Source organism: Sinosporangium album (assembly GCF_900100605.1).
GTDB classification, from domain to species: domain Bacteria; phylum Actinomycetota; class Actinomycetes; order Streptosporangiales; family Streptosporangiaceae; genus Sinosporangium; species Sinosporangium album.
Genome location: NZ_FNCN01000007.1, coordinates 23,027 through 45,149 on the forward strand (window position 1 = coordinate 23,027; position 22,123 = coordinate 45,149).

At 70.3% G+C, this 22,123-nt stretch carries 19 protein-coding genes and 1 pseudogene; 17 read left to right on the plus strand and 3 right to left on the minus strand.

Annotation, left to right across the window (positions count from 1 at the left end; translation table 11 throughout):
- The first annotated feature begins 147 nt into the window (after positions 1–147).
- The 3 genes from BLQ73_RS09125 (at position 148) to BLQ73_RS09135 (ending at position 2,734) form a co-directional block, all read left to right on the plus strand.
- Complete coding sequence (locus BLQ73_RS09125) at positions 148–1,140, plus strand: TerC family protein (protein WP_093169950.1); 993 nt, start codon at positions 148–150, stop codon at positions 1,138–1,140.
- A 162-nt stretch (positions 1,141–1,302) separates the two neighbouring features.
- Positions 1,303–1,914 (plus strand): phosphatidylserine decarboxylase, encoded by a 612-nt coding sequence (locus tag BLQ73_RS09130; RefSeq protein ID WP_093169951.1) that lies wholly within the window; start codon positions 1,303–1,305, stop codon positions 1,912–1,914.
- A complete protein-coding gene (locus BLQ73_RS09135; RefSeq protein WP_093169952.1) occupies positions 1,901–2,734 on the plus strand; it encodes a CDP-alcohol phosphatidyltransferase family protein in 834 nt (277 codons plus the stop codon). Before BLQ73_RS09130 ends, BLQ73_RS09135 begins: the two co-directional genes overlap by 14 nt.
- Before the next feature lie 149 nt (positions 2,735–2,883).
- Here the strand turns inward: BLQ73_RS09135 and bioB are convergent, their stop codons facing one another.
- Positions 2,884–3,948, minus strand: a complete 1,065-nt coding sequence (gene bioB / locus BLQ73_RS09140) for a biotin synthase BioB (RefSeq protein ID WP_093169953.1) — start codon at positions 3,946–3,948, stop codon at positions 2,884–2,886.
- 202 nt (positions 3,949–4,150) lie between these two features.
- Here bioB and BLQ73_RS09145 point away from each other — a divergent pair, with 202 nt between their 5' ends.
- The gene (locus tag BLQ73_RS09145; protein ID WP_093169954.1) at positions 4,151–4,933 is read left to right on the plus strand and encodes an alpha/beta fold hydrolase; all 783 of its coding nucleotides are present in this window, start codon (positions 4,151–4,153) and stop codon (positions 4,931–4,933) included.
- Positions 4,934–5,189: 256 nt separating this feature from the next.
- On the opposite strand, the gene BLQ73_RS09150 is transcribed toward BLQ73_RS09145, so the two are convergent.
- On the minus strand, positions 5,190–5,846 hold the full coding sequence (locus BLQ73_RS09150; RefSeq protein WP_093169955.1) for an MBL fold metallo-hydrolase: 657 nt from the start codon (positions 5,844–5,846) through the stop codon (positions 5,190–5,192).
- A 319-nt stretch (positions 5,847–6,165) separates the two neighbouring features.
- Here BLQ73_RS09150 and uvrA point away from each other — a divergent pair, with 319 nt between their 5' ends.
- The 13 genes and pseudogenes from uvrA to BLQ73_RS09215 all read left to right on the plus strand — a co-directional run bounded on the left by uvrA (position 6,166) and on the right by BLQ73_RS09215 (position 20,264).
- Complete coding sequence (gene uvrA / locus BLQ73_RS09155; protein ID WP_093169956.1) at positions 6,166–9,006, plus strand: excinuclease ABC subunit UvrA; 2,841 nt, start codon at positions 6,166–6,168, stop codon at positions 9,004–9,006.
- Positions 9,007–9,112: 106 nt separating this feature from the next.
- Entirely contained in the window at positions 9,113–9,580 is a 468-nt protein-coding gene (locus BLQ73_RS09160; protein WP_093169957.1) for a Rieske (2Fe-2S) protein, read from the plus strand.
- A 65-nt stretch (positions 9,581–9,645) separates the two neighbouring features.
- Positions 9,646–9,954 (plus strand): Clp protease N-terminal domain-containing protein, encoded by a 309-nt coding sequence (locus tag BLQ73_RS09165; protein WP_143020188.1) that lies wholly within the window; start codon positions 9,646–9,648, stop codon positions 9,952–9,954.
- Between the two features lie 37 nt (positions 9,955–9,991).
- Positions 9,992–10,456 (plus strand): annotated as a pseudogene (locus BLQ73_RS09170) (AAA family ATPase); the annotation flags it as partial.
- 115 nt (positions 10,457–10,571) lie between these two features.
- Positions 10,572–12,503, plus strand: a complete 1,932-nt coding sequence (gene uvrC, locus BLQ73_RS09175; RefSeq protein WP_245690936.1) for an excinuclease ABC subunit UvrC — start codon at positions 10,572–10,574, stop codon at positions 12,501–12,503.
- A 19-nt stretch (positions 12,504–12,522) separates the two neighbouring features.
- Entirely contained in the window at positions 12,523–13,419 is an 897-nt protein-coding gene (gene rapZ, locus BLQ73_RS09180; protein ID WP_093169961.1) for an RNase adapter RapZ, read from the plus strand.
- Positions 13,416–14,423 (plus strand): gluconeogenesis factor YvcK family protein, encoded by a 1,008-nt coding sequence (locus tag BLQ73_RS09185; protein WP_420820002.1) that lies wholly within the window; start codon positions 13,416–13,418, stop codon positions 14,421–14,423. The genes rapZ and BLQ73_RS09185 overlap by 4 nt, the downstream gene beginning before the upstream one ends.
- A gap of 73 nt (positions 14,424–14,496) precedes the next feature.
- Positions 14,497–15,477, plus strand: a complete 981-nt coding sequence (whiA, locus tag BLQ73_RS09190; RefSeq protein ID WP_093169962.1) for a DNA-binding protein WhiA — start codon at positions 14,497–14,499, stop codon at positions 15,475–15,477.
- A gap of 1,033 nt (positions 15,478–16,510) precedes the next feature.
- Positions 16,511–17,515, plus strand: a complete 1,005-nt coding sequence (gene gap, locus BLQ73_RS09195; protein WP_093169963.1) for a type I glyceraldehyde-3-phosphate dehydrogenase — start codon at positions 16,511–16,513, stop codon at positions 17,513–17,515.
- The gene (locus BLQ73_RS09200) at positions 17,515–18,702 is read left to right on the plus strand and encodes a phosphoglycerate kinase (RefSeq protein ID WP_093169964.1); all 1,188 of its coding nucleotides are present in this window, start codon (positions 17,515–17,517) and stop codon (positions 18,700–18,702) included. The genes gap and BLQ73_RS09200 overlap by 1 nt, the downstream gene beginning before the upstream one ends.
- Positions 18,703–18,707: 5 nt before the next feature.
- Positions 18,708–19,487 carry a triose-phosphate isomerase gene (gene tpiA, locus BLQ73_RS09205; RefSeq protein ID WP_093169965.1) on the plus strand — a complete coding sequence of 260 codons (780 nt, stop codon included), beginning with the start codon at positions 18,708–18,710 and terminating at the stop codon, positions 19,485–19,487.
- A gap of 133 nt (positions 19,488–19,620) precedes the next feature.
- On the plus strand, positions 19,621–19,851 hold the full coding sequence (gene secG / locus BLQ73_RS09210) for a preprotein translocase subunit SecG (RefSeq protein ID WP_093169966.1): 231 nt from the start codon (positions 19,621–19,623) through the stop codon (positions 19,849–19,851).
- A 68-nt stretch (positions 19,852–19,919) separates the two neighbouring features.
- Positions 19,920–20,264, plus strand: a complete 345-nt coding sequence (locus tag BLQ73_RS09215; RefSeq protein WP_093169967.1) for an RNA polymerase-binding protein RbpA — start codon at positions 19,920–19,922, stop codon at positions 20,262–20,264.
- A gap of 230 nt (positions 20,265–20,494) precedes the next feature.
- Here the strand turns inward: BLQ73_RS09215 and BLQ73_RS09220 are convergent, their stop codons facing one another.
- Entirely contained in the window at positions 20,495–22,117 is a 1,623-nt protein-coding gene (locus BLQ73_RS09220; protein WP_093169968.1) for an amidohydrolase, read from the minus strand.
- Positions 22,118–22,123: the final 6 nt, after the last annotated feature.

The following is a 22,123-nucleotide window of genomic DNA, read 5'->3' on the forward strand; positions in this document are numbered from 1 at the left end:
CGCGGCAGTCTCGTCATCACGGTGTCGCCTCATCCCACGAGGCCCCCGGGGCTGTCGGTCCGCCAAACGTCACACGGTGGTGACGCATGCCCTGGGCGGGAGAGACCTCCGGCATTGAGTCATGGGCGCCGGAGGGTTTAGCGAAACATGGACATATCGATATGGGTTTGGGCTGCCACGATTGGCGGCCTGCTGCTTGTTCTCGCCTTTGACCTGTGGATTGTGGACCGCGGGGAGCCCCGCGAGTTCACGATGCGGCAGGCGGGGTTCTGGGTCGGCTTCTATGTGGCCCTTGCGGTGATCTTCGGTATCGGAATCGGGTTGTTCGGCGGCGGCACTGCGATGGGGCAGTTCTTCGCCGGTTATCTGACGGAGTACAGCCTCAGCGTCGACAACCTCTTCATCTTCTATTTGATCATGAGCCGCTTCGCGGTGCCGAAGATGTACCAGCACAAGGTGCTGCTCATCGGCATCCTCATGGCCCTGGTCATGCGCGGCGTCTTCATCGCGCTCGGGTCCGCCGCGCTGACCCGCTTCAGTTGGTTGTTCTACGTCTTCGGCGCCTTCCTCATCTACACCGCCATCGGCATCATCCGCTCCCACAACAAGCCGGACGACGACCTCAACGAGAACGCGGTCCTGCGCTGGGTGCGGCGCACGCTGCCGACGACCCCGGACTACGTCGGCTCCAAGATCACGACCAGGATCGACGGCAAGCGCTACGTGACCCCCATGCTGATCGTGATGATCGCGATCGGCACCACCGACCTCCTGTTCGCCCTCGACTCGATCCCCGCGATCTTCGGCCTCACGACCGACGCCTTCATCGTCTTCACCGCCAACGCGTTCGCCCTGATGGGACTGCGTCAGCTCTACTTCCTCCTGGGCGGACTACTCCAGCGCCTGGTCTACATCAGCTACGGTCTCGCGTTCATCCTCGGGTTCATCGGGGTTAAGCTGATCCTCGAAGCGCTCAGCAGCAGCGGCGTGTCCTGGGCCCCGCACGTGCCGATCTGGGTCTCCCTCTCGGTCATCGGTGGCACCATGGTGATCACCACCGTGGCAAGCCTGATCAAGGCTCGCCGGGACGCACGCAAGGACAAGGAGGTTGCCGCACCTGCCAGTGCGCAGCAGGGCTAGCGGAAACCGTGGCTGAGGCGCTTTGCTTGTCTAGTTGTGCGACGCCTTGGTGGAGGATGGGTACCATCCTCCACCAAGGCGGCAAACCGTATAGCTCTAGCCCATAGTCACCACCAAAGGTTGTCCGTGTCCCACGATTCAGCAAGCACCCCGCCAGGCCGCATGGGTCTGGCGCGCGGCGTCTCCCCGTGGCTGTTCCCCACCGTCGCGGCGACGGCGATCACCTCCTCCCTCGCGGTGCGCGACCGGCGCTGGGCGTTCGCGGCGGCTCCACTGGCCGCGCTCACCGGGGCCATGCTCTGGTTCTTCCGCGACCCGGAGCGCGAGCCCGGGGAGGGGCGCGTCCTTTCGCCCGCCGACGGCACGGTGCAGAGCATCGACCCGTGGCCCGACGGCCGCACCCGGGTAGCGATCTTCATGAGTCCGCTCAACGTGCACGTCAACCGGGCTCCCATGGCGGGGACCGTCACCTCGGTGGAGCATGTGCCCGGAGGGTTCGTGCCGGCGTTCAACAAGGACAGCGACAAGAACGAGCGCGTAGTCTGGCATTTCAACACCGCAGTGGGCGATCTGGAAGTGGTGCAGATCGCGGGTGCGGTCGCACGCAGGATCGTCCCCTACCTGGCCGCTGGAGCCAAGGTCACCCGTGCCGAGCGCTTCGGGCTGATCCGTTTCGGTTCCCGGGTCGACATCTACCTCCCCGAGGGCATCGCCCCGGCGGTGTCGGTCGGGGACAGGACAGTGGCGGGGGTGACGCGACTTGACCGCGGCTGACGCGACGAGCTGGCCCGTGGACGAAGTCGAGGAGGAGCCGAGGGGACCTGTCGGCAAGGCGTTCCGCCTGTCCGCCGCCGACTCGCTCTCGCTGGGCAACGCGCTGTGCGGTTTCCTGGCCGTCTGCGTGCTGGCCTGGTCGGCGATCCACCAGCTTCAGACGGCGCACAAGTTCGTCATCGAGCCTCGCTACTTCGCCACCGCGGCGGTGCTGCTGCTGATCGGTGCGACGTGCGACCTGTTCGACGGCCTGGTGGCGCGGAGGTTCCGGGCCTCGGCGATGGGAGCCGAGCTCGACAACCTGGCCGACGTCATCAGCTTCGGCTTCGCCCCGTCCATCATGGTGTTCTTCTGGGCGGGGTTCTCCGGCAGGCTCCCGCTGTGGCTGGCCTTCGTCGCCGCCGGCTGCGTGCTGCTCGCCGGTGTCGTACGGCTGGCGCGCTTCGCCTGCGTCAAGACCAAGAGCGGCGACTTCATGGGCCTGCCCATCCCCATGGGCGCCATGACCGTCGTGTCGATCGTGCTGCTGTTCCAGCCGTCCTATGTGACGATCGGGGCGGTCTTCGCGGTGGCGTGGCTCATGGTGAGCCGGATCGAGTACCCCAAGCCGAAGGGGCAGCTCGCCGCCGTGGTGCTGGCCTGGATCATGATCAACGTGGCCTGTCTGACGGTGTGGGCGGCCTGGCCCGAAGGCGGGGACACGCTCATCAAGGTCGGGGCCAGCATGCAGATCGCGCTGGTGACCGCGATTCCCCTGCGGGTGCTCATGTTCAAGCGCGAGCAGCGCAAGGGGCGCAGAGAGAGCCAAGAGGTCCTCTAGCAGCCCCGCGGAGCCTCGTCGCGCTGTGCGCGTCGGCCTGTGCTTGTCAGCCTGTGCGCGTCGGCCCGGTCCACGGTGTGGGCCGGGCCGCTGCCGTTCCCGACGGGCGCGCGCGGCGGCCTGCCCGCGCCCCCGCCCGCGGTCCGCCGTCAGGCGTTGGCGGCCTCGGTGGTGCCGGCGCCGCGCCTGCGGACCCGCACCAGGTCGGGCCGGCCGTCGTGCTGCGAGGTCTCCGCCTCGCCGCCTTCCACGACGAACCCCGCGTCGCGGATCATCTGGAGGTCGTCCCGGCCGGCCTGCCCCTCGCTGGTGAGGTAGTCGCCGAGGAAGATCGAGTTGGCCAGGTGGAGGGCGAGAGCCTGCATGCTGCGCAGATGGATCTCCCGGCCTCCGCCGATGCGCAGCTCAGCGCTCGGGCAGACGAAGCGGACCATGGCGAGGATGCGCAGGCATCGCTGCGGCGTGAGGTTCCACTCCTTGGCGAGGGGCGTGCCCTGGAACGGGATGAGGAAGTTGACCGGAATCGAGTCGGGGGAGAGCTCCCGCAGCGCGAACGCGACGTCGACGAGGTCCTCGTCGCTCTCGCCCATGCCGGCGATGAGGCCGGAGCAGGGGGACAGGCCCGCGTGTTTGGCGCGTTCCACGGTCTGCACGCGGTCGTTGTAGGTGTGGGTGCTACAGATGGAGGCGTATGTCGCGTCGGAGGTGTTGAGGTTGTGGTTGTAGGCGTCGGCCCCGGCCTGACAGAGTTTGTCGGCCTGACCGTCGGTCAGCAGCCCGAGGCACGCGCACACCTCGACGTCGGGGTGGCTGTCCTTGATCTTGGAGATGGTCGTGGAGACCCGGTCCACGTCACGATCCGTCGGCCCTCGGCCGCTCGCGACCAGGCAGACCCGCCGGGCTCCTGCGGCGACACCCACGCCGGCCGTGGAGACCGCCTCCTCCGGGCTCAGCCAGGTGTACTTCAGCACCTCGGCCTTGGAGCCCACCCGCTGCGAGCAGTAGCCGCAGTCCTCGGGGCACAGACCGCTTTTGATGTTGACCAGGAAGTTGAGCTTGACCCGGCGTCCGAAGAAGTGCCTGCGGACGCGGAACCCGGCGGCGACCAGATCGAGCAGGTCGTCGTCGGAGGTGGCCAGTACGGCGAGGGCCTCGTCGCGCGTGGGCGGTTCCTCGGCCATCGCCTTGTCGGCCAGTGCATCGAACAGGTCCATTGCCACCCTCTCGTCTGCGCGGGATGTGCGCTGCGTTTGGCATCGTAACCGAGGGCCTCAGAGGAGCCTTTGATCGCCATGTCGCTGATCGGAGAGCGGAATCTATGGGACAGGCCCCTTGCGCGACGAGGGGCCGTCCGCTCACAGCCGAGGTTGATTTAAGCTTAAAATAGTTGATGTCAAGCTAGTTCTTGGGGGGCTCATGCCATTCGTTTCCCTGCGCGACGCCGAAATCCACTACGAGGTCGAAGGCTCCGGTCCCGGTCTGGTGCTCGTCCACGGCACGGGCGGAAACGCCGAATCCGTCTACGGCGCCTCTCTGCCCCACTTCAACGGCGACCGCACCGTGATCCGCCCCAACTTCAGCGGCAGCGGCCAGACGACCGACGGCGGCGGCACGCTGACCGTGGAACAGGTCGCCGACCAGATCGCCGCCGTCACCCGGAAGGAATCCGACGGTCCGGCGGACCTGGTCGGATTCTCCCTCGGCGCCGTCGCCGTGGCCGCCGTCGCGGCCCGCTACCCCGAACTCGTGCGCAGGCTCGTCCTCGTGGCCGGCTGGGCGCACTCCACCGGGCCCCGGGACCACCTCTACTTCCACACCTGGCGCGGACTCTTCGACGCCGACCGGGAACTGTTCAAGAGGTTCACCACGCTGACGGGCTTCAGCGCGCACGCCGTCGACGGGTTCGGCCACGAGGGGCTCGCCGCGTCCTTCGCGGCGGAATGGCCCCCCGCGTCCATGGCCCGCCAGATCGACCTGTGCGCCGCCGTGGACATCCGCGACCTGCTGCCGAAGATCCAGGCGCCCACGCTGGTCCTCGCGCTCGGCGAGGACACCATGGTGCCGCCGGACGGCTCCCGCCAGCTGCAGGCCGGCATTCCGGGCAGCCGTCTCGTCCAGCTCGACGGCGTGGGGCACCTCGACTGGCTCGGTCGGCCTGACCAGGTGGTCGGCGTGGTCAAGGAGTTCCTGGCCGACTGACGACACTGACGACACTGACAGCGCTGTCAGCGCTGACGGCACTCTCGCGGGCCGGGGCGCATCCCGGCCCGCCGTGTCGTGTGCGGTGCCGTACGCGGTGTCGTGTGCGGAGCCGTACGGCCACCGGCCCCGGACCCCGCCGCTGCGCGGCGCCGCCTCCCCGTTCGGCGCGAGCCCGGTCGAACGCGGTCGCGGGGCGCCCGGCGGGGGTTCGGGGCGGTGCCGTACGGCACCGCCGGCCCTGCGGGCGCCGGGGTCACCAGCCCCGGGCGCGCCACTCGGGGAGCGCGGGGCGCTCGGCGCCGAGCGTGGTGTCCTTGCCGTGGCCGGGATAGACCCAGGTGTCGTCGGGGAGGCGGTCGAAGATCCGCTCGGAGACGTCGGCGAAGAGGCTGGTGAACCGCTTCGGGTCGCCCTCGGTGTTGCCGACGCCGCCGGGGAACAGCGAGTCCCCGGTGAACAGGTGGCGGCCCTCCTCGCCGGCGTCGTAGAGCAGGGCGATGGAGCCGGGGGTGTGGCCGCGCAGGTGGATCACCTCCAGGCCGGCCCGGCCGACCTTGACGCGGCCGCCGTGCTCGACGAGCAGGTCGGGGGAGACCGGCAGCTCGGGGGCGTCCAGGGGGTGGGCGATCACGGCGGCGCCGGTCGCGGTCGCGACCTCGGCGAGGGCGCCCCAGTGGTCGCGGTGGCGGTGGGTGGTGACGACCGCGCCGATGGAGTCGTCGCCGATCAGCGCGAGGAGCCGGTCGGCCTCGGCAGCCGCATCGATCAGCAGGCCGTCGCCCGTGGCGCGGCAGCGCAGCAGGTAGGCGTTGTTGTCGAAGGGGCCGACGGCCAGCTTGGAGATGGTCAGCCCGGAAAGCTCGCGGACGTCGGCGGGGCCACCCACCGAGACGTCACCCGTATATGTCAAGGGACGCTCCTCATGGCGATCGATAGCGGTGATGATCTGCGCGGTCGCTGCGCACCACCCTAGGGCTTGGCCGGGACGGGCTCGCCGCGCCTCGGCGGTCGCCGTACCGGAGGTTCGGACGCGGCGGTCCGGTGGTCGGTGGCGTCACCGGGCACGGCTGCGGAATTGCATGGGTCCGGGGGTGTTGTCCGGGGACGTAACCTGAGGAGTGCGAGGGGGATCCGGCCGAGGCCCCCGAAAATGTCAGACCCCCCGGCTAGTCTGCCCGTGCAGCAGCTTTGACCATTTGACCTATCGGATCTGGGATATCGGGACCGCCGTGGCTGACCGCCTCATCGTGCGCGGGGCGCGCGAACACAATCTCAAAGACGTCTCGCTGGACCTCCCGCGAGACTCCATGATCGTTTTTACTGGGCTGTCGGGGTCGGGGAAGTCCAGCCTGGCCTTCGACACGATCTTCGCCGAGGGGCAGCGGCGCTACGTCGAGTCGCTGTCGGCATACGCCCGCCAGTTCCTCGGCCAGATGGACAAGCCCGACGTGGACTTCATCGAAGGGCTCTCCCCCGCGGTCTCCATCGACCAGAAGTCGACGAGCCGCAACCCCCGTTCGACCGTCGGCACGATCACCGAGGTCTACGACTACCTGCGCCTTCTGTGGGCGCGCATCGGCAAGCCGCACTGCCCCCAGTGCCGGCGCCCCATCGCGAGGCAGACACCGCAGCAGATCGTCGACCGGGTGATGGAGCTTCCCGAGGGCACCCGGTTCCAGGTGCTGGCCCCGGTGGTGCGCGGGCGCAAGGGCGAATACTCCGAGCTGTTCCGCGAGCTCCAGAGCAAGGGCTACGCGCGGGCGAGGGTCGACGGCACGGTGGTGCGGCTGGAGGAGCCGCCGACGCTGAAGAAATACGAGAAGCACGACATCGAGGTGATCGTCGACCGGCTCTCGGTGAAGGAGAGCGCACAGCGGCGGCTCACCGACTCGGTGGAGACGGCGCTGCGGCTGTCCGGCGGCACGATCACCCTGGACTTCATCGACCTTCCCGACGACGACCCGGGCCGGGAGCGCTTCTACTCCGAGCACCTCTACTGCCCCTACGACGATCTGTCGTTCGAGGAGCTCGAACCCCGCTCGTTCTCGTTCAACTCGCCGTTCGGAGCCTGCCCCGACTGCACCGGGCTCGGCACCCGCATGGAGGTCGACCCCGACCTCATCGTGCCCGACCCGGAGCGCCCGCTGGGCGAGGGCGCGATCGCGCCGTGGGCCAACGGGCACACGAGCGACTACTTCCTCAAGCTGACCGAGGCGCTCGGCCACGCCCTCGGGTTCACGCCCGACACCCCGTGGGAGCGGCTGTCGAAGAAGGCGCAGAAGGCGCTGCTCCACGGCTACGGCGAGCAGGTCCACGTGCGCTACAGCAACCGCTACGGCAGGGAGCGGGCCTACTACACCTCGTTCGACGGTGTGATCCCGTGGGTGCAGCGCCGCCACGGGGAGGCCGAGAGCGACTCGATGCGCGAGCGGTTCGAGGGGTTCATGCGGGAGATCCCGTGCGGCTCCTGCAAGGGCGCGCGGCTCAAGCCCGTCTCGCTGGCGGTCACGGTCGACGGCCTGTCGATCGCCGAGGTGTCGGCCATGTCCATTGGCCAGTGCGCCGCGTTCCTCGGGGGGCTGGCCCTGTCGGACCGGGACATGCAGATCGCCGAGCGCGTGGTCAAGGAGATCAACGCCCGCCTGGGCTTCCTGCTCGACGTCGGCCTCGACTACCTCACGATGAACCGCGCGGCGGGCACCCTCGCCGGCGGCGAGGCCCAGCGCATCAGGCTGGCGACGCAGATCGGCTCCGGCCTGGTCGGCGTGCTCTACGTGCTGGACGAGCCGTCCATCGGGCTGCACCAGCGCGACAACCACCGCCTGCTGGAGACTCTCATCCGGCTGCGCGACATGGGCAACACGCTGATCGTGGTCGAGCACGACGAGGACACCATCGCCGCGGCCGACTGGGTGGTCGACATCGGTCCGGGCGCCGGTGAGCACGGCGGCCAGGTGGTCGTGTCGGGGCCGGTGCCGGAGCTGCTCGCGTGCGAGGAGTCGCTGACGGGGGCCTACCTGTCGGGGCGCAAGTCGATCGAGGTGCCGCCGATCAGGCGTCCTCGCGACAAGGCGCGCCGGCTCGTCGTCAAGGGCGCCCGCGAGCACAACCTCAAGGGCGTGGACGTGGAGTTCCCGCTCGGGGTGTTCACCGCCGTCACGGGGGTCTCGGGATCGGGCAAGTCCACGCTGGTCAACGACATCCTCTACGCCGCGCTTGCCAAGGAGCTGCACGGCGCGCGCACGGTGCCGGGCCGCCATTCCCGCATCAACGGCATGGACCTGGTCGACAAGGTCGTGCACGTCGACCAGTCGCCCATCGGCCGCACGCCGAGGTCCAACCCGGCGACCTACACCGGCGTGTTCGACCACGTGCGCAAGCTGTTCGCGCAGACCACCGAGGCCAAGGTCAGGGGCTATCAGCCGGGGCGGTTCAGCTTCAACGTCAAGGGCGGGCGCTGCGAGGCGTGCGCGGGCGACGGCACGATCAAGATCGAGATGAACTTCCTTCCGGACGTCTACGTCCCGTGCGAGGTGTGCCACGGCGCGCGCTACAACCGCGAGACGCTGGAGGTCCACTACAAGGGCAAGACGATCTCCGAGGTCCTCGACATGCCGATCGAGGAGGCGCTGGACTTCTTCGACGCGATCCCGGCGATCCGGCGGCATCTGAAGACGCTCTACGACGTGGGTCTGGGCTACGTCCGTCTCGGCCAGCCCGCGACGACGCTGTCCGGCGGTGAGGCGCAGCGCGTCAAGCTGGCCTCGGAGCTGCAGCGCCGCTCGACGGGGCGCACGGTCTATGTGCTCGACGAGCCGACCACCGGTCTGCACTTCGAGGACATCCGCCGGCTGCTCGGCGTGCTCGGGCAGCTGGTCGACGGGGGCAACACCGTGATCGTCATCGAGCACAACCTGGATGTGATCAAGACTGCAGACTGGATCGTCGATATGGGTCCGGAGGGCGGTTCGGGCGGCGGCACCGTGGTCGCGACCGGGTCGCCCGAGGAGATAGCCAAGGTCGAGGAGAGCCACACGGGCCGCTTCCTGGCCAAGATCCTCGATGTCTAGGGCGGATCGCGGTCTTCTCACGCGTGCCCCAGGCGATCTGGGGCACGCTTGAACGCCGTGTGCTCGGCGTACGTACGCCCTGACATGACGAACGTGGAAGGTGGCCATGACTGAGACGACGCGACGCGCGGTGATGACGGGCGCGGGAGGCGCCGGACTCGCAGCGGTCCTCGCAGCCTGCGGGGGCGCGCAGGAGACCGCCGCGCAGAACCCCGCGGGGGACGCGCCCGCGGCCGGCGCGGGCGTCGGCGCGGGCGCGGGCGCCGGAAAGGCGGTCCTGGCCAAGACCGGCGACATCCCCGTGGGCGGTGGCAAGATCTTCGCTGAGGAGAAGGTGGTGATCACTCAGCCCGCGGCCGGGGAGTTCAGGGCGTTCAGCGCCTCGTGCACCCACCAGGGCTGCACGGTCGCCGCGGTGTCCACGACCATCAACTGCCCGTGCCACGGTGCGAAGTTCAACATCGCCGACGGGTCGGTCGTGAACCAGCCGAGCAGCGGGACGGGCGGCCGTCCGATCGATCCGCTGCCCAAGAAGAACATCCGGCTCGACGGCGAGTCGATCATGCTGCCGTAGCCGTCCACCACGAACACCCCAGAGAGATATGGGTCTCTCTGGGGTGTTCGTATACTTTGGGCTTTTTGGTGGTGTTCTCCTGGTCGGGGTACGGCAAGGCCGTTATGCTGCTCATCGCGCTGGCCGCCAACCCCGCCTCGGACGCGGCCCGGATGCTGCGGAACGCGGGAGTCTCCGCCAACGAGATCCAGGAGGCCGTGATCGCCTCCGCGCCGCGGCCCTGCTCGGCGGCCAGGCCCGGCTCCGGCACCCCGACGCTCGACTGGTACGGCCGCGACCTCACCGAGGTGGCCCGCGAAGGCCGGCTGGACCCCGTCGTCGGAAGGGAGGACGAGATCGAGCAGTCCCTTCGCCGGGCCGCGGAAGCGGCTTAGCGAGAAGCCGCCTCCTTCAGGAGGCGGAGGAGTCACCGGCGCCTTCATGTTCCTCGGCCCGGCCGGCGTCGGGAGGACGGAGCCGGCCAGATCGCTGGCCGAGGCGCTCTTCGGCGGCGAGGACCACCTGGTCCGGCTGGACATGAGCGAATTCCAGGACAAGCACGCGGTCAGGCGGTTGATCGGCGCTCCGCCCGGCCCCACCGGCCCCGGGGAGGCCGGTCGGCTCACCGAGGCCGTACGGCGCCGCCCCCACACGGTCGTTCTCCTCGACGGGATCGGCAAGGCCCACCCCGACGTCGTGGACGCCCTGCCGCACGTGCTCGTCGACGGGCGTCTGACCGACGGGCGGGGCCGTACGGTCGACTTCACGAACACGCTCGTGATCATGACCAGCGATCTCGGCTCCTCGCTGATCCTCGACTACGAGGGCGACACCGGCGATCTGAAGGAGGACCTCATGTCCCTCCTGGAGTCCCGGATGCGGCCGGAACTGGTCAACCCGCGCACGGGGTGCGGACGGGGCCCGGGGGCGGGCGGCCGGCGCCGTACGCGGGCGGCCCGGAGCGGCGGTGAGACCCGTCGGAACGTCGGTGGGGGCCGATAGGCTCTGGAGTGTGGCGAGATCGTCGAGCAGTCCGCTCAGTTACCGTCCCCCGCAGGGCACGATTCCCGAGTCCCCGGGCGTCTACCGGTTCAGGGACTCCTCGGGCCGCGTCATCTACGTGGGCAAGGCCAAGAGCCTTCGCCAGCGGCTGAACTCCTACTTCGCGGACTTCGCCGGGCTGCATCCGCGCACGCAGACCATGCTCACGACGGCGTCGGCCGTCGACTGGACCGTCGTCGGCACCGAGGTCGAGGCCCTCCAGCTCGAATACTCCTGGATCAAGGAATTCGACCCCCGCTTCAACGTCAAATACCGCGACGACAAGTCCTACCCCTACCTCGCGGTCACCATGGGCGAGCCCTTCCCCCGGGTCCAGGTGCTGCGCGGGGCCAAGCGCAAGGGCACCCGCTACTTCGGGCCGTACTCCCACGCATGGGCGATCCGCGAGACCGTCGACCTGCTGCTGCGGGTCTTCCCCGTGCGCACCTGCTCGGCGGGGGTGTTCAAGCGGGCCGGGCAGATCGGGCGGCCCTGCCTGCTCGGCTACATCGACAAGTGCTCGGCCCCCTGCGTCGGCAGGGTGAGCGAGGCCGGGCACCGCGCCCTCGCCGAGGACTTCTGCGACTTCATGGCGGGCAACACCGGCCGGTTCATCAAACGGCTCGAACGCGAGATGGGCGAGGCCGCCGCGGTCGAGGAATACGAGCGGGCCGCGCGGCTGCGCGACGACGTGCAGGCGCTGCGCCGCGCCCTGGAGAAGCAGGCCGTGGTGCTCGGCGAGAGCACCGACGCCGACGTGGTCGCCCTGGTCGAGGACCAGCTCGAAGCCGCGGTGCAGGTGTTCTACGTGCGCGGCGGGCGCGTGCGCGGCCAGCGCGGCTGGGTGGTCGACAAGGTCGAGGAGATCACCACGGGGGAGCTCGTCGAGCATTTCCTCCTGCAGATGTACGGCGAGGGCGCGCCCGAGGCGATCCCCCGGGAGGTGCTGGTCCCCGAGGCCCCGCCCGAGGTCGAGGCCGTGGCCGAGCTGCTGTCGGAGAGGCGCGGGGCGCGGGTCGAGGTGAGGGTGCCGCGGCGCGGCGACAAGAAGGCGCTGATGGAGACCGTCGAGCGCAACGCCAAGGAGGCCATGGCCCGCCACAAGCTGCGCAGGGCCGGAGACCTCACCGCGCGGAGCAAGGCCCTCCAGGAGATCGCCGACGCCCTGGAGCTCGACCAGGCCCCGCTGCGCATCGAGTGCTTCGACGTCTCCCACCTGCAAGGGGAGGACGTCGTGGCGTCGATGGTGGTGTTCGAGGACGGGCTGGAGCGCAAGAGCGAATACCGCAGGTTCGCGATCAGGGGCCTGTCGGGCAGGGGAGACGTCGCCTCGATCCACGAGGTGGTCTCCCGGCGCTTCAAGCGCTACATCGAGGAGCGCGCCGCCACCGGCGAGCTGGCGGCCGAGCCGGGGGTCGAGCCCGGCCTCGACCCCGACACGGGCAAACCGCGGAAGTTCGCCTATCCGCCCAACCTCGTCGTCGTCGACGGCGGCCCCGCCCAGGCGGCGGCGGCCCAGCGCGCCCTCGACGAGCTGGGTGTCGACGACGTCGCCGTCTGCGGTCTGGCCAAGCGGCTGGAGGAGGTCTGGCCGGCGGGGCAGGACCATCCGGTGATCCTGCCGCGCGCCGGCGAGGGCCTCTACCTTCTCCAGCGTGTCAGAGACGAGGCCCACCGCTTCGCCATCGCCTACCATCGGGGCAAGCGTGGAAAAGCCGTCAAGGAAAGCGCGCTCGACGGGGTCCAGGGCCTCGGTCCCGCCCGCAGGCAGGCACTGCTCAAGCACTTCGGGTCGCTCAAGCGGCTCCGTGAGGCTACGGCGGCCGAGATCTGCGAGGTCCCCGGCATCGGCCCCGCGACGGCCGAGACGATCATGACGGCGTTGAAGGGGGAGCGGCGATGAGGGTGGAGGAGGAAGCTCCATGAGCACGACAGACGCAGCGGCGACACACGAGGACAAGGAGCCGGCGTTCGTCATCGTCACCGGCATGTCCGGGGCGGGGCGCAGCACGGCCGCCAAGGCACTGGAGGACCTCGGCTGGTTCGTGATCGACAACCTGCCGCCGGGGCTGCTGTTCGCGATGGCGGAGGAGGCGGGCCGGGTCAAGCTGGCCGCCGACAAGGTGGCGGCGGTGGTCGACGTCCGCAGCCTGGCGTTCACCACCGACCTCAACGCCGCCATCGGGGAGTTGGAGACGCGCGGCGTCGCCGTACGCGTGGCCTTCCTGGAGGCGAGCGACGAGGAGCTGGTGCGCAGGTTCGAGAACGTGCGCAGGCCGCACCCCCTCCAGGGGGACGGGCGGCTGGTCGACGGCATCGCGCGCGAACGCGGCATCCTGCGCGAGGTGCGGGCCAACGCCGACCTGGTGATCGACACCTCCTCCCTCAACGTGCACGAGCTCCGCGGCAAGATCGTCGCGTTCTTCGGCGGCGAGGACCGGCCGGGGCTGCGCGTCAACGTGGTGTCCTTCGGCTACAAGTACGGCCTGCCCGTCGACGCCGACCTCGTCGTCGACTGCAGGTTCCTGCCCAACCCGCACTGGGTGCCCGAGCTGCGCCCGATGAACGGCCTCGACCGGCCCGTGCGCGACTACGTGCTCAGCCAGCCCGGCGCCAAGGAGTTCCTCGACGCCTACGAGGAGGTCCTCGCCGTCGTGGCGGCGGGATACGCGCGGGAGGGCAAGACCTATGTGACGCTCGCCGTCGGATGCACCGGCGGCAAGCACCGCAGTGTGGCGATGTCCGAGCAGATCGGCGGCCGATTGCGCGACCGGGCGATGGAAGTGCAGGTGAGCCACAGAGATGTGGGCCGCGAGTGAGTGAGGTGAGCGAGGGGCGAGGCGAGGCCGGCGACGCCCCCGGGCCGAGAGAGGCGGGCCCCGACGGGGAGGGCGGAGGGCCGAAGGTCGTGGCCCTCGGAGGAGGGCACGGGCTCCACGCCTCACTGTCGGCGCTGCGCCGGGTGACCTCCCATCTGACCGCGGTCGTCACGGTCGCCGACGACGGCGGCTCCAGCGGCCGGCTGCGCGGCGAGTTCGGCGTGGTCCCGCCCGGCGACCTGCGGATGGCGCTCGCGGCGCTCTGCGGCGACGACGAGTGGGGCCGCACGTGGAGCGAGGTCGTGCAGCACCGCTTCCGCAGCGACGGCGACCTGTCCGGCCACGCGGTGGGCAACCTGCTCATCGTGGCGCTGTGGGAGCTGCTCGGCGACACCGTGGCGGGGCTCGACTGGGTGGGCCGCCTCCTCGGGGCGCACGGCCGCGTGCTCCCCATGGCCTCGGTGCCGCTCGACCTGGTCGCCGAGGTCGAGCTCGACGGGTCCTTCACGACCGTGCGCGGGCAGGTGGCGTGCGCGCTCACCCCCGGCAGGGTCACGGCCGTCTCCCTGGTGCCCCCCGACCCGCCCGCCTGCCCGGAGACCGTCCACGCCGTCCGCGAGGCCGACTGGGTCGTCTTCGGCCCCGGATCGTGGTTCACCAGCGTGCTGCCGCACCTCAAGGTGCCGCAGCTCGCCGAGGCGCTCCACACGTCCCGCGCCCGCCGCGCCGTCATCCTCAACCTCGCCCCGCAACCGGGCGAGACCGACGGCTTCTCCCCGCAGAAGCACCTGGAGGTCCTGCGCGCCCACGCCCCCGAACTCACCGTCGACGTCGTGCTCGCCGACACCGGGGTCGACGGCGAGCGGGAGGAGTTGGAGAAGGCGGCGATCGCCATGGGCGCGCGGCTTGTCACCGCCTCCGTGGCCGCTTCGGACGGCTCCCCCCGGCATGACCCACGACGTCTTGCCTCCGTCCTTTCCGAGATTTTCCGTGAGAAGCGTTGAAGCTGGTCGGAGCCGCTCGAAGGTGCGAGAGACTTCGTAAGAGCCGGTCTTTATGGGGGAAGGACTAACGCACATGGCGATGACGGGTGTGGTGAAGGACGAGCTGAGCCGTCTACCTGTCCTGAAGCCTTGCTGCCGCAAGGCTGAGGTGTCGACGCTGCTGCGCTTCGCGAGCGGCCTGCATCTCGTGGGCGGGCGCATTGTGATCGAGGCGGAGCTCGACACCAACGCCACCGCGCGGCGTCTGATCAAAGACGTCGGCGAGGTGTTCGGGCACAAGGCCGAGGTCCTGGTGCTCGCGCCCGCCGGACTGCGCAAGGGGTCGCGCTACGTGGTCCGGGTTTACCGCGACGGCGAGGCCCTGGCCCGCCAGACAGGTCTGATCGACAACCACGGGCGCCCGGTCCGCGGGCTGCCCCGCCAGGTGGTCTCCGGGGCCACCTGCGACGCGGAGGCGGCATGGAGGGGGGCTTTCCTGGCCCACGGCTCACTGACAGAGCCGGGCCGTTCGATGTCCTTGGAGGTCACGTGTCCGGGGCCTGAGGCGGCGCTGGCCCTCGTGGGCTCCGCGCGGCGCCTCAAGATCCATGCCAAGGCCCGTGAGGTGCGCGGCGTCGACCGGGTCGTCGTCCGCGACGGCGACGCGATCAGCGCCCTGCTCACGCGTCTCGGAGCGCACGACAGCGTGCTCGCCTGGGAGGAGCGCCGGATGCGGCGCGAGGTGCGGGCCACGGCCAACAGGCTCGCCAACTTCGACGACGCCAACCTGCGCCGCTCCGCCCGGGCCGCGGTGGCGGCCGGGGCGCGGGTGCAGCGGGCTCTGGAGATCCTCGGCGACGACGCCCCCGAGCATCTCGTGATCGCGGGCCGCCTGCGCGTGGAGCACAAGCAGGCGTCGCTGGAGGAGCTCGGCCAGATCGCCGACCCGCCCCTCACCAAGGACGCCATCGCCGGCCGCATCCGCAGGCTCCTCGCGATGGCCGACAAGCGAGCGGTCGAGATCGGCATCCCCAACACCGAGGCCAACCTCACGGTGGACATGCTCGTGCCCTGAGCCCGGCCCCGGCCCGGCCCCCGCGCGGGGGCCGGGCCCGGTCCGGGAGGCCCCGGTCCGGGAGGCCCCGGTCCGGGAGGCCCCGGTCCGGGAGGCCCCGGCTCGGGACGGCCTGGACTTCCGGGGCTCCAGGAACGACCTCCAGACGTCCGCGGTCCACGGGGCCGGCTCCGCCACGGCGGACGCCGTGCGCTCCTCCCCGTGGGGGCCACCGGCCTTCGCCAGGCGCCTTCGCGAGGTCCTTCCGGGGGTGGGAGGGGCGGTGGCCGGGTTCGCGGGGGTGGGACGGGATGGTGGTCGGCGGGTCAGGCGCGGCACGCGGCCCGCGCGGTGGAGAGGGGCGGGCCTGGCGGGCTGTGCCGTACGGGCAGTGCCGTACGGGCTGTGCCGTACGGGCTTCGCGGCGGGCCGGAGAGGGCGTGGGCGCTGGTGGTTCGGGGATCCGTGGTGAAGTTTTTGCATGTGGGATCAGTCACATGCGCCGTGGGTTCGCCGGGGGCGGTGGTGCTCGTGGCGGGATCGGGGAGCCTGCCGTGGGGCGGGTGCGAGTGACGCTCGACGCCGGTGTTCCGTAGGCCGCAGGGCGCGCCTGCCGGGCGCGGCGGGCCGGGGCCGGACGGCATGTCCGGGCGGTTGACGAGGGCGGATGCGCCGGCGGGGCCGGCGTGACGTGCGGGGAGCGGTGCCGGTGGCATGGCGGGTGCCGTGAGGCGGGATGGCCGCCGGGGCGGGGAGCGGGGCCGCCCGGGGGAGTGGGGGACCGGTGTCCCGGGGCGTGGGGAGGCCGGAGCACGCCGATGTCGAAGATCGCCGCGCGGCGGCGGGCCGGGTGGGGCGAAGGGGCGCGGAGGGGGGTGGTTACGGTGATGGTGCCGACGTGGTGAATCGGGCGAAAGATGCTCCCGGATCGGGGGATTCGCATGCGAGCCACCGCGTGGTCTAAACCAATTTGGGTCCGATAAGGTTCATCATTGAGGTTTCAACCCGCCACGTCGCCGACCTGGGTCGGCACTTTCGACGAGGAGATCTTGCAGTGAGCATCCGCGTAGGCGTCAACGGCTTCGGCCGCATCGGCCGCAACTTCTGGCGTGCGGTGGCAGCCAGCGGCAAGGACATCGAGATCGTTGCCGTCAACGACCTGACCGACAATGCCACGCTCGCCCACCTGCTCAAATACGACAGCATCCTCGGCCGCCTGCCCTACGAGGTGAAGGCCACCGAGGACGAGATCATCGTGGACGGCAAGGCCATCAAGGCGTTCGCCGAGCGCGACCCCGCCAAGCTGCCGTGGGGCGACCTCGGCGTGGACGTGGTGATCGAGTCCACCGGTCTGTTCACCGACGCCGCCAAGGCGCGGGTGCACGCCGACAACGGCGCCAAGAAGGTGATCATCTCCGCGCCTGCCAAGGGCGAGGACATCACCATCGTGATGGGGGTCAACCACGAGCTCTACGACCCGGCGAACCACACGATCATCTCCAACGCGTCCTGCACGACCAACTGCCTGGCCCCGATGGCGAAGGTGCTCCACGACACCTTCGGCATCCAGAAGGGCCTGATGACGACGGTCCACGCCTACACGCAGGACCAGAACCTCCAGGACGCCCCGCACAAGGACCTGCGCCGCGCCCGCGCCGCCGCGCTCAACATCGTGCCGACCTCGACCGGCGCCGCCAAGGCGATCGGCCTGGTCCTGCCCGACCTGAAGGGCAAGCTCGACGGGTTCGCGCTGCGCGTGCCGATCCCGACGGGTTCGGCGACCGACCTGACCGTCGAGGTCGGCCGTGAGACCACGGTCGAGGAGGTCAACGCCGCGCTGAAGTCGGCGGCGAACGGCCCGCTCAAGGGCGTGCTGACCTACACCGAGGACGAGATCGTCTCCGCCGACATCGTCACCGACCCGGCCTCCTGCATCTTCGACGCCGGGCTCACCAAGGTGATCGGCAACCAGGTGAAGGTCATCGGCTGGTACGACAACGAGTGGGGCTACTCCAACCGTCTCGTGGACATCAGCGTGATGGTGGGTTCCCAGCTCTGATGAAGACCATCGACTCGTTCGACGTGAAGGGTCGGCGCGTGCTCGTGCGCGCCGACCTCAACGTGCCCCTCGACGGGGGGACGATCACCGACGACGGCCGCATCCGGGCATCCCTTCCGACGATCAAGACGCTCGCCGGGCGCGGCGCGCGGGTGGTGGTCTGCGCTCACCTGGGCCGCCCCAAGGGCAAGGTGGCGGCGGAGTTCTCGCTGGCCCCGGTGGCCGAGCGGCTCTCCGAGCTGCTGGGCGAGCAGGTGGCGTTCGCCTCCGACGTCGTGGGCGAGTCGGCCCGGAGCGTGGTCGAGGGCCTGGCCGACGGGCAGGTGGCCCTGCTGGAGAACCTCCGCTTCGAGCCGGGTGAGGACTCCAAGGACGACGCCGTGCGCGGCGGCTTCGCCGAGCGCCTCGCGGCGCTGGCCGAGCTCTACGTGGGCGACGGGTTCGGCGCGGTGCACCGCAGGCACGCCAGTGTCTACGACGTGCCGAGGCTCCTCCCGAGCGCGGCCGGCGGCCTGGTGCTGGCCGAGGTCGAGGTGCTCAAGCGCCTCACCGACGAGCTTGAGCGGCCCTACGCCGTGGTGCTGGGCGGGGCGAAGGTGTCCGACAAGCTCGGCGTCATCGCCAACCTGCTGGGCAAGGTCGACCGGCTGCTCGTCGGCGGCGGGATGGCCTACACCTTCCTCGCCGCCCAGGGGCACGAGGTGGGCGGTTCACTGCTGCAGGCCGACCAGCTCGACACGGTGCGCGGGTTCCTCGCCGAGGCCGAGAAGCGCGGTGTGGAGCTGGTGCTGCCGGTCGACGTGCTCGCCGCCGAGGGCTTCGCCTCCGATGCCGCGTTCGACGTGGTCGACGCGACCTCGATTCCGGCCGACCGCCAGGGGCTCGACATCGGGCCGCGGACGCGGGAGCTGTTCGCGGAGAAGATCGCGGACGCGCGCACGGTGTTCTGGAACGGCCCGATGGGCGTGTTCGAGTTCGAGGCCTTCGCCGGGGGAACCCGCGCGGTGGCCGAGGCGTTGGTCAAGAGCGGGGCGTTCACGGTGGTCGGCGGCGGCGATTCGGCCGCGGCCGTGCGCAGGCTCGGGCTCCCCGAGGACGGCTTCTCCCACATTTCCACCGGTGGAGGGGCCAGTTTGGAATACCTTGAGGGCAAGACCCTGCCCGGACTCGCAGCGTTGGAGGGCTGAGCACCATGAGCCGCAAGCCGCTCATCGCCGGCAACTGGAAGATGAACCTCAACCACCTTGAGGCCATCGCGACCGTTCAGAAGCTGGCCTTCGCGCTCAACGACAAGGACTTCGACAAGGTCGAGGTCGCGGTGCTTCCGCCGTACACCGACCTGCGCAGTGTGCAGACGCTGATCGACGGCGACAAGCTCCGGATCGTCTACGGAGCGCAGGACCTGTCGCAGCATGACGGCGGTGCCTACACGGGGGAGATCTCCGGGGCGATGCTGGCCAAGCTGGGCTGCACCTACGTGGCGGTCGGGCACTCGGAGCGCCGGGAGTACCACGACGAGGACGACCAGGTCGTCAACGCCAAGGTGCTGGCGGCCTACCGCCACTCGCTCACGCCGATCCTGTGCGTGGGTGAGGGGCTCGCGGTGCGCCAGGCGGGCGGCCAGGTCGCCTACACGGTGTCGCAGCTCGACGGCGCCTTGAACAAGGTGACCGCCGAGCAGGCGGCCTCCATCGTGCTCGCCTACGAGCCGGTGTGGGCGATCGGCACCGGTGAGGTGGCGACGCCGGCCGACGCGCAGGAGGTCTGCGCGGCGCTGCGTACGCGACTCGCCGAGCTCTATGACGCCGAAGTGGCCGCCGCCGTCCGTATCCTTTACGGTGGCTCGGTCAAGTCTGACAACATCTCCGGCATCATGGCCCAACCCGATGTCGACGGCGCTCTCGTCGGCGGCGCCAGCCTCGACCCGGGGGAGTTCGTGAAGATCTGCCGTTTTAGTGAAAAGTCTGGCTGACTGAGTAGATTGGAGGGTGCGGCTTGACATCAGGCCGTACCCTCTTAGAGCAGGTTTGAATCGTCTCGCCGACGACGTCGTGCAGGTGTCGCTCCCGGACGCGGGTCAGCGCGAACTAGGAATCAGGTCTACGGTGATTATCGGAATCTCCATCGCCCTCATGCTGTCGAGCCTCCTCATGGTGCTGCTCGTGCTTCTCCACAAGGGCAAGGGCGGCGGCCTGTCGGATCTGTTCGGTGGTGGCTTCACCTCGTCCTTCGGCGGGTCCTCGGTGGTCGAGCGCAACCTTGACCGGCTCACCGTGATCACGGGCGTGGTCTGGTTCGTCTGCATCATCGCACTGGGCCTGCTGCTGAAGCCCTGAGGGGCGTCGAGGCGTGACAGTGATTCTCCCCCCGTGTCATGCGGGGCGAACGAGCGAGGAGTTAATCCGTGGGTAGTGGCAACGCGATCCGTGGCAGCCGTGTGGGTGCCGGCCCGATGGGCGAGGCCGAGCGTGGCGAGGCAGCTCCGAGGGTCCGGGTCCCGTTCTGGTGCGCCAACCTGCACGAGACCCACCCGAGTTTCGCCAGCGACGCGGCCATCCCCGAGCTGTGGGACTGCCCCCGCTGCGGGCTTCCGGCCGGCCAGGACCAGCACAACCCGCCCGCGCCTCCGCGCAACGAGCCCTACAAGACGCACCTCGCCTATGTGAAGGAGCGTCGCAGCGACAAGGACGGCCAGGCGATCCTCGCCGAGGCGCTGGAGCGCCTGCGCGCCAACCGTTCGCCCTGGTAGGCGACGCGTCTTTCACGACCTGGAGCGACCCGCGCTGACAGGTCGAAGCCCCCGGTGCCGGTTCTCCGCCACTCGGGGGCTTTGTCGTGCGTGAAGGTCGTGCGTGAAGCACGACGAACAAGATCTTGTACGGCACGGGCCCGCGACGCCGGGGCCCGTGCGGCGCGGCCGGCACCCGGCCGGGGCGGCATCGGACCGCCGGCTCCTGGCGCGGGGCCCGCGGGGCGCGCTCACGCCGAATACACGCACTGCCCGTCGAGGAAGGTCATGGCCACGCGGGTGGTCCAGATCTCCTCGGGCGGCAGCGTGAACGGGTCGCGGTCGAGGACGACCAGGTCAGCGGGGCGGCCGGCCTCGATGGCGCCCGCGGGCGACCGGTTGATCCAGGCCGACCCCGCCGTGTAGGCGGTGAGCGCGGTGGCGAGGTCCACCCGCTGCCCGGGCAGGAACGGTGTCCGGGCCGTCGGATAGCCGGCGTGGTGGGAGTCGCCCGGTTCGGTGCGGTTGACCGCGACGTGCATGCCCGCGAGCGGGTCGGCGTTGGACACCGGCCAGTCGCTGCCCGCGCACAGCCGTGTGCCGAGGCGGACGAGCTCGGCGAAGGGGTACTGCCAGCCGGAGCGCTCCTCGCCCAGGAACGGGATGGTCAGCTCGTCCATCTGGGCGTGGTGGGTGGCCCACAGCGGCTGGAGGTTGGCGGTCACGCCGAGCGCGGCGAAACGCGGCAGGTCCGACGGTTCGATGATCTGCAGGTGGGCGATGTGGTGCCGGTTCGCCGGGGCGGTCCCTTCGAAGCTGTCGAGAGCCTCGCGGACCGCGCGTTCCCCGATGGCGTGGAAGTGCACCTGGAAGCCGTGCCGGTCGAGTTCGGCGACGTAGCCCTTGAGCGCCTCGGGGTCGACGTAGGACAGCCCGTGGCCGCCGCAGCGGCAGTAGGGCTCGATGACGGCGGCGGTGAAGTTCTCGGCGATGCCGTCCTGCATGATCTTGACGGAGGTCGCGGAGAAGCGCTCCAGGCCCTCGGCGGAGGTGCGGCGCTCCAGCAGTTCGCCGATCTGCTCGGAGCCTCTGGCGCGGTCCCACCACAGGGCGCCCACCACGCGGGCCTGGAGCCGCCCGCTCGCGGCCACCGACAGGTAGGTGGGCAGTTGGTCGTCCGAGCCCGCGTACGATCCCACGATGGCGTCCTGCCAGCCGGTGATGCCGCGGGAGAACAGATAGGTCTGGGCGTCCATCAGCGCGGTGTCGAGGTCGGCCGCGGTGGGGCGGGGGGTGAGCAGGCCGACGAGGTCCATCGCGCCTTCGTGCAGGACGCCGCTCGGGGTGCCGTCGGGGTCGCGTTCGATGCGCCCGTCCGGCGGGTCGGGGGTGGCGGCGGTGATGCCGGCCCGTTCCAGCGCGCGGGTGTTGACCCAGGCCGCGTGGTGGTCACGCTGGATCAGGTAGGCGGGCCGGTCCAGGAAGTCCAGCCGGCTGCGGTGGGGCAGTCCTCCGGGGAACGCGGTCATGTCCCATCCGCCCCCGTCGATCCACTCCTTGCCGGGGTTCGCGGCGGCGTAGGCGGCGATGGCGTCGAGGTAGGCGGGCAGGCCGTATATCTCGGACAGCTCGCATTTGGCGCGTTCGAGCCCGGCCTGGACGGGGTGCATGTGCGAGTCGGTGAAGCCGGGGGTGAGCAGGGCTCCGCCGAGGTCGACGACGTCGTGGCCGGGCGCCGCGAGGCGGGTGACGTCGTCGGCCGCGCCCACGGCGGCGATCACGCCGTCGCGCACCAGCACCGCCTCGGCGAGCGCTGTGTCCGGCGTCCCCGTGGCCGTGAACACGGTTCCGCCGCGGAAGAGAAGATCGGTCATGGATCC